Origin of the sequence: uncultured Roseobacter sp., from assembly GCF_947495275.1 — a bacterium.
In the GTDB taxonomy this organism is placed as follows: domain Bacteria; phylum Pseudomonadota; class Alphaproteobacteria; order Rhodobacterales; family Rhodobacteraceae; genus Roseobacter.
Genome location: NZ_CANLYL010000001.1, coordinates 12,997 through 23,990 on the forward strand (window position 1 = coordinate 12,997; position 10,994 = coordinate 23,990).

Consider the following 10,994-nt stretch of genomic DNA (forward strand, 5'->3'; position numbering starts at 1 on the left):
GCCCCTAATGAGAGGCCAGGACGTCGCGGAGTGTTCATGTTCAGCAGTGCCATCATCCTTTTTGCCTTCATTCTGGGCTTTGCACTTTCGCGCGCCAGCACCTGCACCGTGGCGGCGACAAAACGGCTGGTGCTTCAGCGCAGGATCGATTGGTTTTTAGGGATCATGGTGGCCGTCAGCTGGTCCGCGTTGACGCTGTTTGTTCTGCATAGCCTGTTGCCCGGCACTGCCGCACGGCCCGACAGCTATGCCATGAATGCCACCTTGTTTGCGGCCTCGGCCGTCATGGGGCTCGGTGCCTGGATGAACGGCGGATGTTTCATTGGCACCATTGGCCATATCAGCAGCGGCAACCTGTCCTATATCGCGACCTTTCTGGGCCTCGCCCTGTCGCGGCTGATCGGGCAATGGCCGCCGGTGACCCAGGCGCTGGATCTGCGTCCCGTGCCGCGCATGTCCCCGGATACAGGGCTGCTCTACTGGATCATCGTTGGCAGCTTTGCCGCATTGGTAATGTGGAGCATCTGGCGCATCTACCGCCGTCGGCAACAGGCCGTCATCGCCCTCGGCGTCATGGGTGTCGCCGCAGCGCTGCTTTTTGCCCACCGTCCCGACTGGAGCTACGAAGCTTTGATTGGTCGCTTCGTACAAGGGCAACCGGTGTCACAGGACCTGACGATAGAATTGGCGGTTGCCGCACTTTTTGCCGGAGCCATCCTGTCTTCAGCGCTGAACAGCCGGTTTCGCCTGTCGCACGCCGGATTGCGGACCACCATATGGTGTTTTCTAGGTGGCACCTTGATGGGATTGGGTGCGCTTTATGTTCCGGGCGGCAATGATACGCAGTTGTTGTGGGTCATGCCCGGTCTGGCGTTTCACGGATTTGCCGCCTATCTGACCATGGTTGCCGTCGTCGCCATGATGATCCTGCTTTTTCATCGCAAGAACCGCTGAACGTCTTCCATGTGGCCCTATTCTGTGGGCCCGCCTCGACCGCTGTTGTGCACGTCCCTCTGTTTTAGATTGCGCGTCACACTCTTTACGCCCCGCCGGACAATCCCTATATAAAACACTCAGGATTAACCCCGAGGCCCGTATGACCAACGCACCAGAACCGCTTGAGGGGGCGCCGCTTATTGCCCCTTCGTCCACCGACCACCCGCTTTATGAGCAGGTCGTCGAGGCTTGCCGGACGGTTTATGACCCGGAAATTCCGGTCAATATATACGAGCTTGGCCTCATTTATACCGTTGATATAAATGCGGAAAACGAAGTAGACATTAAAATGTCGCTGACCGCCCCGGGCTGCCCTGTGGCTGGAGAAATGCCCGGATGGGTGGCGGATGCAGTCGAACCTCTGGCCGGTGTCAAACAAGTCAGCGTTGAATTGGTCTGGGAGCCGCCCTGGGGTATGGATATGATGTCTGATGAGGCGCGCCTCGAATTGGGCTTTATGTAAACCAACAATTTGCCAGCAGTTGTCTGGCAGGCTCGGACTGCCTAAATTAGCTCCGAAAGAGAGGTTTCATGTTTGGCATTCCGGGCAAGCAAGCTGTCACATTGACGCCGAAAGCGGCGGCACAAGTATCCAAGTTGATGCAAAGCGCGGGCCATGCAGGCCTGCGCATCGGCGTCAAGAAAGGCGGCTGTGCGGGCATGGAATACACCATGGAATATGTTACCGAAACCAATCCCAACGACGAGGTTGTCGAACAGGATGGGGCCCGTGTGATGATCGCTCCGATGGCGCAGATGTTCCTTTTCGGCACCGAGATCGACTATGAAACCTCTCTGCTGGAGAGCGGGTTCAAGTTCCGCAATCCCAATGTGACCGAAGCCTGTGGTTGTGGCGAATCCATCAAATTCGGCTGACCCCGGCGTTCCTCTGACTGCTGCATTCTGAACCCGGTCCGCGCTCGGCGATTGCCGCCGCAGTCAGGGGCTGTTACCAACATGCCAAAGCGAATGAGGGAGGCAATCATGCGGCGCAAACTGGCGGCAGGTAACTGGAAAATGAACGGCTCACAGGAGAGCCTTGCAATGCTGGACGCGCTCAACACTGAGCATGCGCAAAGCCCCTGCGACATTGCCATCTGCGTCCCTGCGCCCCTGTTGATCCCCGCAGCGACGCGCGCCGCCGGTGGATCGGTCGGCGTCGGCGCACAGGACTGCCATGCCGAACCGAAAGGTGCCCACACCGGCGATATCGCCGCCAATATGATCGTGGATGCCGGTGCGTCCTGCGTGATTGTCGGCCACTCGGAACGGCGCGAAACCTACAACGAGACGGATGCACAGGTCTGCGACAAGGCCGCCGCGGCTCAGGCCGAGGGGTTGATCGCCATCGTCTGCATTGGGGAAAGCCTGCAACAACGCGAAAGTGGTAACGCCCTGCCGGTTATCCGCGCGCAGCTTGAAAGCTCGGTTCCCGATGGCAGCACTGGTGCAAACCTGGTTGTGGCCTATGAACCGATCTGGGCTATTGGTACCGGCAAAATCCCCACATTAGACGAGATCGCAGAAGTGCATGCCACCCTACGCGCCGATCTGGTTGCACGCTTTGGCGATGATGGGAACGCCATTCGCCTGCTCTATGGTGGATCGGTCAAACCGGGCAATGCCGCCGAAATCTTTGCCACTGCGGATGTGGATGGTGCGCTGGTCGGAGGGGCGAGTCTCAAGGTAGAAGATTTCTCTCCCATCATCTCGGCACTCGCGGCAAGCTGACCAAACTGAAAAATGGCCGGAGGAGACCCCGGCCATCTTACCTATTTCACGATGATTTCCGGCCCCATCACGAGGGTTGGTAGCCATGTGCTGATGATCGGGATGTAGGTCACCATGATCAGAAAGACAAAGAGCACGGCCGTGAAGGGCAGTGCCGCCTTGACCACAGCCCACATCGGCATGTTGGCCACGCCCGAGGTCACGAAGAGGTTGAGACCCACCGGCGGCGTGATCATCCCGATCTCCATATTCACCACCATGATGATGCCGAGGTGGATGGGGTCGATGCCAAGCTCGATGGCAATCGGAAACACAAGCGGCGCCACGATCACCAGGAGCCCGGAAGGTTCCATGAATTGCCCACCGATCAGCAGGATCACGTTCACGATCACCAAGAAGACGATGGGGCCAAAACCTGCGTCCAGCATGGCCGCCGCAATCTGCTGCGGGATCTGTTCGTCCGTCAGAACATGTTTCAGGATCAGCGCGTTGGCGATGATGAACATCAGGGTGACGGTCAGTTTGCCAGCCTCAAAGAGTGTGTTCTTGGTGTCGCGATGGAAAAACGCGGTCACCAGAGCGAGCGGTTTCTGGATCAGGCTCAAGTTGCGGGCATCATCGCCCTTGACGTGCAACGGCCCCATGTCCCGGTAGACAAAACTGGCAATGAAAAAGGCGTAGACCGCCGCCACCGCAGCCGCCTCCGTTGGGGTGAAGATGCCGCCGTAGATGCCGCCCAGAATGATCACGATCAGGAACAGACCCCATCCGGCTTCACGACCGGAGGCAAAGACCTCTCCCCAGCCGCGCCACTCGCCTTTGGGCAGGTCGCGCATCTTGGCGATGATATAGATCGTCACCATCAACATGGTGCCCGCCATCAGGCCCGGAATGACGCCCGCCAGAAACATGCGCCCGACGGAAACATCGGTGGCCGAGGCATAGACAACCATGACAATCGAGGGCGGGATCAGGATGCCCAGCGTGCCCGCATTGGCGATGACACCGGCGGCGAAATCCTTGGTGTAGCCCACCTGCCGCATGCCAGCGATGACAATAGAACCGATGGCCACAACGGTTGCGGGAGACGAGCCCGAAAGGGCCGCAAAAAGCATGCAGGCAAAGACGCCGGCAATCGCCAGACCGCCCGGCAAATGCCCCACCAGCGCGATGGAAAAGCGGATGATCCGCTTGGCCACGCCGCCCGTCGACATGAAGCTTGAGGCCAGAATGAAGAAGGGAATGGCCAACAGGGTATAATGGCCCGCCATCGCTTGGAACAGCGTCTGCGCGATGGAGGCAAGTGAGGTGTCCGACAGCACCAACAGGAACACGATAGAGGACATGCCCAGGCTGATCGCGATCGGCACGCCGATCAGCATCAGGCCAACGACCATGGCAAAAAGGATAGCGACTTCCATGGGTTAGTCCCCCGCGTTCATGTGTTTGACGGCTTCCACCTCGTCTTCGGCCTCGTGGCTGACAATGAGGCTGGTCGCTTGCCCATTCAGCAACCGAAGCGTCGCCTGGATGAAGCGAAAGAGCAGCAGCGCCATGCCAAAGGGCAGCATCGCATAGGGAATGAACCGCGGGATTTTCTCATAGGCTTCGTTTTCATTGAAAATGGGCTCAATCCAGCGCAGCCACTCGGGCATCGGCATGTCCACAACCTCGTACCAAGCCTGATCGCGACTGTCCTCAAACCCGGTCGGGAACCAGCGCCCGCTGGTGGCATCAAATCCGGCAAAGGGCGCCCAGTAGTCCCACGCGCCTTTGAACACAAGTGCCGCATAGATCAGACACACGGCGGCGGCCAGCAGTGCCAAAGCGCGTCGCACCGGGGGAGAAAAGAGATTGATCACCGCGTCCACACCAAGATGGGCCGTGACCTTAACGCAGTAACTCACGCCAAAGAGCACCAGCCAGGCAAAAAGAAACGTCACCGCTTCAAGCCCCCAGATGATGCCGGTGTTGAACCCGTAGCGCAAAACCACGTTGATGAAGGTCAGGATGGTCATCAACCCGAGGATCAGGGCAATGGCCGTTTCCTCGATTTCATTGACGATCCGGCCCAGAATCGTTTCGGCCTCGTAGGAATGCGACATCTGCGGCCCCTCCCCCTAAATGTTCCATCCGGCCCGCAAAACCAGGGCCGGACGGTCTGATTGTGCTGGTTTTAGAAGCCTGCGTTGATGGCTTGTGCCGCGTCGATATTGTCCTGACCGACGTCATCTTTGAACTGCTCCCAAACGGGCTTCATGGTGGCAACCCATTCGGCACGTGTGGCATCGTCAAGCTGGCGCACAACGCCGCCCGCTTCGATGATCGCGGCCTTGGCCTGCTCGTTCACCGCAGTCGATTCGGCGTTCCGGGTCTCAGTCACCTCAGCGATGATCGATGCCAGTTGATCGCGCACATCCGCGTCCAGCGCATCCCACCAGTCGGTGGAGGCCACAACCATATAGTCGATTATGCCGTGGTTGGTCTCAGTAATGCCGTCCTGCACTTCAAAGAACTTCTGGCCGTAGATGTTGGACCAGGTGTTTTCCTGTCCGTCCACAACGCCGGTTTGAAGCGCACCGTAAACTTCGGAAAACGCCATCGGCTGGGGCGAGCCACCAAGTGCCGCCATCTGCGCCTTGAGTACATCAGAGTTCTGCACCCGGAATTTCAGACCACTGGCATCAGACGGGCTGTTGAGCGCCTTGTTGGCGGACATCTGCTTCATGCCATTGTGCCAGAAAGCCAGTCCAATCAGACCACGCCGCGTCATCGATTCCTTCATCGCCTGACCGGTTTCGGAGTTCTGGAACGCGTCAACCGCATCGATGTTCTTGAACATGAACGGCAGGTCAAAAATGCGGAAGACCTTGGTGAATTGCTCAAACTTCGACAGCGAGGGGGCGGCGAGTTGCACGTCGCCCTGCAACAGCGCTTCCAGCACCTGGTCATCGTTGTAGAGCGTGGAATTTGGGAAAACCTCCATACAGGCTTTGCCATTCATTTCCTCATTCACGCGGGTTTGCAGCAAGGATGCGGCAATACCCTTAGGGTGACGATCGGTGTTTGTTACGTGGCTGAACTTGATGACAACTTCGCCATCATCGCAGGCCGCAGCGACGGCGGACGCGCTGACAGACAGGGTCAAAGCTGTCAAAGCAGCTGTGAAAATTCTCATATGGTTTCCTCCCAGAGATTTTTTATTTTCGGTTTACACATCGGGCACCGCAAAGCGATGCGCTGTACCATATCAAATAGCCTGTCTGATCGCAGGGCAAGAGCTATTAATTACCGTACTGCTTTGCTCGTATAACTATTTAGAATCAATCTGTTATGAAGGCTTACAAGCGGCATGCACACGGGACCGTCTCACGCGGGTGTGCGAAAACCCACACTTTGTCGCGCCAGGTTGTGCGAAAATCCGCACATTACTCCGTGCGGTATTTTTCCGCCCGAATCCCGTATCGGCTCAGCTTGTCGTAAAAGGTCTTTCGCGGCAGTTTCAGCGCTTCGGCGGCAACAACCGCCCGACCTTCCGCGCGCGTCAATGCCTGCTCCAGCAAACTCTTTTCCACCTGCGCCATCTGTTCGGCCAGACCTAAAGCGCCATCCTCCGGCGTGTCTTCGGCCAGCCCCAGCGCAAAGCGCATGGCTTCGGACATCAGCGCGCGTGCATTACCCGGCCAGTCACGCGCCATGAGCCCGGCCACCACCTGAGGTGTAATCTCCGGCGCGCTCAGGCCCGCCTGCTCGCTCGCCTGAGCGACGTAATGTTGGAAAAGCGTGGGAATATCTTCGGGCCTTTCTGACAACGACGGAATGCGTACCGGCGACACTTCCAACCGGTAATAAAGTTCGGAATTCAAGTGTCCGGCCGCGACACAGGCGGCCAGATCACGGTTTGAACCGGCGATAATGCGCGTCTGGGTTCCGGTCTCCAGCGCTTCCATCAAAACAAGTTGAGCCTGCGCCGGCATCTGGGTGATTTCGTCGAGAAAGAGACTGCCTGTACGTGCGGTGTCCAGCGCCTCATTTAACGTCCCCACCTCCAGCCCGGCGGCCGCACGTTTGACAAAAGGCGCTTTGGAGCGTGGCGAGCACAGATGGATCACCTCTGCCACCTTGGAAATACCCGTTCCGGGCGCGCCGGTCACCAGAACTTCGGTATCAGCCAAAGCCACGCGCCGGACCCTTGCACGCAACCCCTCAGCCAGTTGAGACGTACCAAAAAGCATGCGCGCTGCCGGATCGCCCGTGGCAATCAGCGATTTCAGACGCCGGTTTTCCAGCACCAGCGCGCGTGTTTTCAAAGCACGTTCCAGAACGGCCAGCAGGTCCGTCGGCGCGCAGGGTTTTTCCAGAAAATCAAATGCCCCCTGCCCGACGGCCTTCATCGCTGTGGGGATATCGCCTTCACCGGTTAACAGGATGACCGGCAAATCCGCGTCCTGAGCGCGCGCATAGGAGAGCAAATGAAAGCCATCGCGCCCCGGCATGCGAAGATCGGACAGGATCACCCCATCAAATTCCGGCGTGATCAGGTCCTTGGCCGCAACAAAGGAATTCGCGGTGATCGGCTCCAGATCCGCCAGTTCCACCGTTTGCGCCAAAGCGTCACGCACCGCGGCGTCATCATCAACCAGAAGAACCTTTTTGCTCATGCGGCTTCCTGCGCGACCCAGGGCCGGATTTCAACGGTGAAAACCGCCCCCGTCGGATCGTTACGCACCCGGATTTCACCCCCGAAACTTTGCATGATGCCGTAGGAAATCGACAGGCCAAGCCCCATGCCTTCTGAGGCACCCACCTCTTTGGTTGAATAGAACGGGTCAAACACCTTGTCCGGGTCAGACACGCCCGGGCCGGTGTCCGCGATCCCGACTTGGATACTCTCCCCTTCGACAAGCTGAACGCGCAAAATTCTGGTCGGCGCATCGGTCATGGCATCCAGCGCATTGGTCATCAGATTGACAAAGACCTGTCCCAGACGCACCTCGCCGCCCCGCACCCAGACCGGATGGCCCAAAGGGTCGAAATCTATCGCTACGCCCGTTTTTGCAGCCCGATCCGCGATCATTTCCACAGCGCTCACCAGAACAGCGTTCAGATCGACGCGTGATATGGGTTCGGATTGTTGCGTTGAAAAGGCGCGCAGGTTCTTGATGATGCGCCCCATACGGCGTGACATATCCGAGATCCGGCCCAGATTCTCTGTTGCGCGATCAGGCTTGCCACGTTCCAGAAAGAGTGCCGCATTTTCGGCAAAGGAGCGGATCGCCATCAGAGGTTGGTTCAGCTCGTGGCTGATCCCCGCGCTCATCTTGCCCAGAGCGCTTAATTTGCTGGCCTGAACCAGTTCCGCCTGTGCCTGCGCCAACGCCGTCTGGGCCTCTTTCCGGTCGGTCACTTCCTGACGCAGCGCCTCATTAATTTCTGACAGTGCTGTCGTGCGCCGCGCCACACGGTCTTCAAGCTGCGCATTGGCGCGCGCAAGTGTGCGACGCCTTTCGGTGGCCAGAAACAGCAGCGCCCCAAAGGCCAGACAGAGGGCCGCAACAACTGTCGCCTGAAGCTGCGCCAGCTGCCGTGCCGGAGCCACGTCCACCAGAACCTCGCCCGTCAACCCGATGATCGGCAAGTCCTGCACCAGATGCAGCGCATCTTGCGGCAAGTAAGGCCCCCAGCCCAACTGCCAGATTTCATGGCCCCCGGTTTCGTAGCTGTCAAAGGCGGGGGCGGCACCCTGCGGCGGCACAAGACCCGGACCTTCGGGCGGGCGTTGCCACAGCACCAGTTCAGACCGGTTGGTCACGAAAACCTGTCCGCGCGCATCGGTGAAAAACACAGTCCGCAACCCGCCCCGCCAGGCATCCTCAATACCGTCCATACCCGCAGCGACCACAACGGCCCCATTGACCTTGCGATCCGCCCCAAAGGACGGTGCCGCGTAGTAAAAAGCACGTTGCGTCAATGGCTTGGAAATCCCATGCCCCCACCCCAAAGCCCCCTGCCCGGCGCGTTTGACATAATCCGTCTGGCTGAGATCGCTACCTGTAGGCCCCCGTGCGGCGGCAACAACGCGCCCGTTTTTGTCCACAAACAACACGTCCAGTGCATCGGATTTGTCCGCAACATCCAAAAACAGGGCCTCAGCGGACTGCGCGCCATTGCCTTGCGCCAATTCCGCACTCATGGGGTGGTCGGCCAGAAAAACCGCCAGTTCGCCAAACCGTTTGAGCTGCCCCACAAGCCTGTCACTGGCCAAGGCCAGATCGCTGCGGCCTTGACGTTCCAACTGATCAAGAGCCTGCAAATAGGCATACCGCCACACCCCGGCCGAGGCGGCCGCCACCGCGCCCAAAAAGACAAAAATGATCGCTGCGCGTTGCATCACAGATGTGGACATGGCCGAAGTCTACAAACGCCCCCTTGCGTTGACCAGTGGTCAGAAGGTTAAAGGGCTGCATGAAAACGCTCCGCCAGTCTCCGCTAGACCCCGCCTTTGTTCAAAACCCCTACGAGTTTTACGCCAAGGTGCTGGCAGAGGATCCCGTGCAATTCTGGCAGGATTACGATATGGTCGCCGCCTTCGATGCCGCGACAGTTCACGCCCTGTTGCGCGACCGCCGGCTGGGGCGCGCCGTGCCTGCAGATCAGCAAAAACCGATCCCGGATCATCTTCGCGCCTTCGATGCGGTGGAACGTTATTCAATGCTGGACATGGAACCGCCCACCCATACGCGGTTGCGCGGCCTTGTTCTGCGTGCCTTCACCTCGCGACGGATCAAGGCGCTCACCCCCGACATCAATGCCATATGCGACGACCTGCTCCACGCGTTTCCGGACGGGCCCTTTGATCTGATCCCCGCCTATTGCACCGCCCTGCCCGTGCGCATCATCGCGCGGCTTCTGGGCGTGCCTGAAGAGATGTCAGGCGAGCTGCTCAGATGGTCCAATACCATGGTCGCGATGTATCAGGCTAGCCGAAACCGGGCGGCTGAGGACGCCGCAAACCAGGCCGCGCGTGAATTTGCCGAATTTCTGTCGGGCTACATTGAAAAGCGACGGCAAGCCCCGCGTGACGACCTGATCACCCATCTGATCGCCGCCGAAGAAGATGGCGAGAAACTGACCCGCGACGAAATGATCGGCACCTGCATCCTGCTGCTGAACGCCGGACACGAGGCCACTGTGCACACGATGGGAAATGCGGTTAAAGCCTTGCTGCAGAACGAATTTACGCCAGATTTTCTGGGCGATGATCAGATCGCCACCACGGTAGAGGAAGTGCTACGCTACGATCCGCCTTTGCACATGTTCACCCGTTACGCCTATGAAGACATCGCCATCGGACAACATACCCTCAAAGTCGGCGCGCAGGTCGCTTTGATGTTGGGGTCCGCCGGTCGCGACCCTGCGCGGTTCGACCAGCCGGATGTCTTTGACCCGCACCGCACGCCCGCGCCCCATGCGGCGTTTGGTGGTGGTCTGCATTTCTGCGTCGGCGCTCCCTTGGCCCGGCTGGAATTGCAAATCGGGCTGCAAAAACTCTTTCGCCACGCGCCCAAGCTGACGCTGACCACCCCGCCTGCCTATGGCAACACCTACCACTTCCATGGCCTGACAGAACTTCTCGTCCGTCTCTGAGACCTGAATACCGGGCTCACCTCAGAGCCTTCCCAAGAATGTAATGCGGCGTCAGCCGCGCCTTTGGATCACGCTCAAAGCGGCAACATCGTTGTAGATTTAATCTCCTCCATGGACAAAAGCGCTGTCACATTGTGCACCCGAACTTCGGAAATCAGGGCCTGATAAAACTCATCATAGGCGCGCGCGTTCTTTACACGAACTTTAAGAATGTAATCGATATCTCCGGCCAACCGATGCGCTTCCTGCACTTCCGGCCTGTCCCGCAACGCTTTCAGAAAGGCCGCCTGCCAGTCCGCTTCGTGTTCTGACGTGCGGATGAGCACAAAAAAGCAGGCCTCAAACCCCAGGGCTTCCGCATCCAGTATGACGGTCTGCTGCCCGATCACCTGAGCTTCGCGCAATTTGCGAATCCGGTTCCACACAGGCGTCTTTGATGAGCCCACGCGGGCGGCAATTTCATCGAGTGACTGGCTGGCGTCGCGTTGCAGCTCTGCAAGGATTTTCCGATCTGTATCGTCAATGCGAACATTCATTCTGCGTTTTCTCTCAAACTGGGTCACTGTTCTCGCCACCAGTTAAAACAGAACAAACGTCCTTTTCAACACGCAAACCTAGCG

At 58.6% G+C, this 10,994-nt stretch carries 11 protein-coding genes; 5 read left to right on the forward strand and 6 right to left on the reverse strand.

Translation table 11 applies throughout. The annotated features are described in order from the left end of the window. Positions 1–36: 36 nt before the first annotated feature. The 4 genes from Q0802_RS00070 to tpiA all read left to right on the forward strand — a co-directional run bounded on the left by Q0802_RS00070 (position 37) and on the right by tpiA (position 2,727). Entirely contained in the window at positions 37–954 is a 918-nt protein-coding gene (locus Q0802_RS00070) for a YeeE/YedE thiosulfate transporter family protein (protein ID WP_298911770.1), read from the forward strand. Between the two features lie 142 nt (positions 955–1,096). Further along, positions 1,097–1,459 carry an SUF system Fe-S cluster assembly protein gene (locus Q0802_RS00075; RefSeq protein ID WP_298911773.1) on the forward strand — a complete coding sequence of 121 codons (363 nt, stop codon included), beginning with the start codon at positions 1,097–1,099 and terminating at the stop codon, positions 1,457–1,459. A gap of 68 nt (positions 1,460–1,527) precedes the next feature. After that, positions 1,528–1,872: an iron-sulfur cluster assembly accessory protein gene (locus Q0802_RS00080; protein WP_298911779.1), complete on the forward strand. Its 345-nt coding sequence runs from the start codon at positions 1,528–1,530 to the stop codon at positions 1,870–1,872. A gap of 108 nt (positions 1,873–1,980) precedes the next feature. Next, positions 1,981–2,727 (forward strand): triose-phosphate isomerase, encoded by a 747-nt coding sequence (gene tpiA, locus Q0802_RS00085; RefSeq protein WP_298911781.1) that lies wholly within the window; start codon positions 1,981–1,983, stop codon positions 2,725–2,727. A 41-nt stretch (positions 2,728–2,768) separates the two neighbouring features. Here the strand turns inward: tpiA and Q0802_RS00090 are convergent, their stop codons facing one another. From Q0802_RS00090 to Q0802_RS00110, 5 genes are all read right to left on the reverse strand, one after another. Further along, positions 2,769–4,148 (reverse strand): TRAP transporter large permease, encoded by a 1,380-nt coding sequence (locus tag Q0802_RS00090; RefSeq protein ID WP_298911783.1) that lies wholly within the window; start codon positions 4,146–4,148, stop codon positions 2,769–2,771. 3 nt (positions 4,149–4,151) lie between these two features. Beyond that, positions 4,152–4,832 carry a TRAP transporter small permease gene (locus Q0802_RS00095; RefSeq protein ID WP_298911785.1) on the reverse strand — a complete coding sequence of 227 codons (681 nt, stop codon included), beginning with the start codon at positions 4,830–4,832 and terminating at the stop codon, positions 4,152–4,154. Between the two features lie 71 nt (positions 4,833–4,903). Continuing rightward, complete coding sequence (locus tag Q0802_RS00100; RefSeq protein ID WP_298911787.1) at positions 4,904–5,905, reverse strand: DctP family TRAP transporter solute-binding subunit; 1,002 nt, start codon at positions 5,903–5,905, stop codon at positions 4,904–4,906. 250 nt (positions 5,906–6,155) lie between these two features. Beyond that, on the reverse strand, positions 6,156–7,388 hold the full coding sequence (locus Q0802_RS00105) for a sigma-54 dependent transcriptional regulator (RefSeq protein ID WP_298911789.1): 1,233 nt from the start codon (positions 7,386–7,388) through the stop codon (positions 6,156–6,158). Further along, the gene (locus Q0802_RS00110; RefSeq protein WP_298911792.1) at positions 7,385–9,133 is read right to left on the reverse strand and encodes an ATP-binding protein; all 1,749 of its coding nucleotides are present in this window, start codon (positions 9,131–9,133) and stop codon (positions 7,385–7,387) included. The genes Q0802_RS00105 and Q0802_RS00110 overlap by 4 nt, the downstream gene beginning before the upstream one ends. 59 nt (positions 9,134–9,192) lie before the next feature. On the opposite strand from Q0802_RS00110, the gene Q0802_RS00115 reads away from it, so the two are divergent. Further along, positions 9,193–10,374 (forward strand): cytochrome P450, encoded by a 1,182-nt coding sequence (locus Q0802_RS00115; RefSeq protein ID WP_298911795.1) that lies wholly within the window; start codon positions 9,193–9,195, stop codon positions 10,372–10,374. A 74-nt stretch (positions 10,375–10,448) separates the two neighbouring features. Here the strand turns inward: Q0802_RS00115 and Q0802_RS00120 are convergent, their stop codons facing one another. Beyond that, on the reverse strand, positions 10,449–10,910 hold the full coding sequence (locus tag Q0802_RS00120; protein WP_298911798.1) for an Lrp/AsnC family transcriptional regulator: 462 nt from the start codon (positions 10,908–10,910) through the stop codon (positions 10,449–10,451). Positions 10,911–10,994 lie beyond the last annotated feature (84 nt).

Coding starts and splice junctions, on each gene's coding strand:
- Q0802_RS00070 (WP_298911770.1), top strand. CDS start 37: ATGTTCAGCAGTGCCATCATCCTTTTTGCCTTCATTCTGGGCTTTGCA.
- Q0802_RS00090 (WP_298911783.1), bottom strand. CDS start 4,148: ATGGAAGTCGCTATCCTTTTTGCCATGGTCGTTGGCCTGATGCTGATC.
- Q0802_RS00110 (WP_298911792.1), bottom strand. CDS start 9,133: ATGTCCACATCTGTGATGCAACGCGCAGCGATCATTTTTGTCTTTTTG.
- Q0802_RS00120 (WP_298911798.1), bottom strand. CDS start 10,910: ATGAATGTTCGCATTGACGATACAGATCGGAAAATCCTTGCAGAGCTG.
- Q0802_RS00095 (WP_298911785.1), bottom strand. CDS start 4,832: ATGTCGCATTCCTACGAGGCCGAAACGATTCTGGGCCGGATCGTCAAT.
- Q0802_RS00080 (WP_298911779.1), top strand. CDS start 1,528: ATGTTTGGCATTCCGGGCAAGCAAGCTGTCACATTGACGCCGAAAGCG.
- Q0802_RS00105 (WP_298911789.1), bottom strand. CDS start 7,388: ATGAGCAAAAAGGTTCTTCTGGTTGATGATGACGCCGCGGTGCGTGAC.
- Q0802_RS00100 (WP_298911787.1), bottom strand. CDS start 5,905: ATGAGAATTTTCACAGCTGCTTTGACAGCTTTGACCCTGTCTGTCAGC.
- tpiA (WP_298911781.1), top strand. CDS start 1,981: ATGCGGCGCAAACTGGCGGCAGGTAACTGGAAAATGAACGGCTCACAG.
- Q0802_RS00075 (WP_298911773.1), top strand. CDS start 1,097: ATGACCAACGCACCAGAACCGCTTGAGGGGGCGCCGCTTATTGCCCCT.
- Q0802_RS00115 (WP_298911795.1), top strand. CDS start 9,193: ATGAAAACGCTCCGCCAGTCTCCGCTAGACCCCGCCTTTGTTCAAAAC.